Annotated in this window: 1 protein-coding gene; it reads right to left on the minus strand. The window is 73.1% G+C overall.

Annotated features, from left to right (window positions below; all coding sequences use genetic code 11):
• Positions 1-30 precede the first annotated feature (30 nt).
• Complete coding sequence (locus E4099_RS32700) at positions 31-393, minus strand: carboxymuconolactone decarboxylase family protein (protein WP_135342685.1); 363 nt, start codon at positions 391-393, stop codon at positions 31-33.
• Positions 394-547 lie beyond the last annotated feature (154 nt).

Raw genomic sequence — 547 nt, forward strand, 5'->3', positions numbered from 1 at the left:
GTCGTCCCCCGCTCCGTCCCCGCCGCCCGCCTATTCCTGCCCGGAGCGTTCGGCGTGGAACTCGCGGAACGCCGCGAAGGCCCGGGCCCCGTAGACGGTGGCGGGCCCGCCGTTCATCAGGAAGGTGACACCGAGGGCCTCGGCCGCCTCCTGCGGGGTCGCCCCGTGAGCCACGGCGGCATGGGCGTGGGCGGCGATGCATCCGTCGCACTCCTTGCTCACCGCGATGGCCAGCGCGATGAGCTCCTTGGTCTTCGCGTCGAGGACTCCCGGGCGCAGGGCCGCGTCGTGGAGCTCCCGGTACCCCTGGTAGACATCGGGAATGGCCTGCCGCAGTTCGCGCGTGTGGGGGCGCAGTTCCTCTCTGACCACCTTGCCATGACTGGTGCTCATATGACATCTCCTGCCTGCCGTGCGGGGCACGGGTGTGAGGGCGGCCCCGCTGCCGCGGGCGGTTCGGGGCGTGGGGCGGCCGGCGGGGGGAGTGAGGCGCCTGGAGTCGCCGGGCGGCCGCTCCTCACTGCCGAGTATGGGAGGAGGTGAGGGG

The sequence above is a fragment of the Streptomyces palmae genome, from assembly GCF_004684805.1.
In the GTDB taxonomy this organism is placed as follows: Bacteria; Actinomycetota; Actinomycetes; order Streptomycetales; family Streptomycetaceae; genus Streptomyces; species Streptomyces palmae.

What these genes read in the sequence shown, in the direction of transcription:
- E4099_RS32700 (WP_135342685.1), bottom strand. Translation starts at nt 393, where the DNA reads ATGAGCACCAGTCATGGCAAGGTGGTCAGAGAGGAACTGCGCCCCCAC.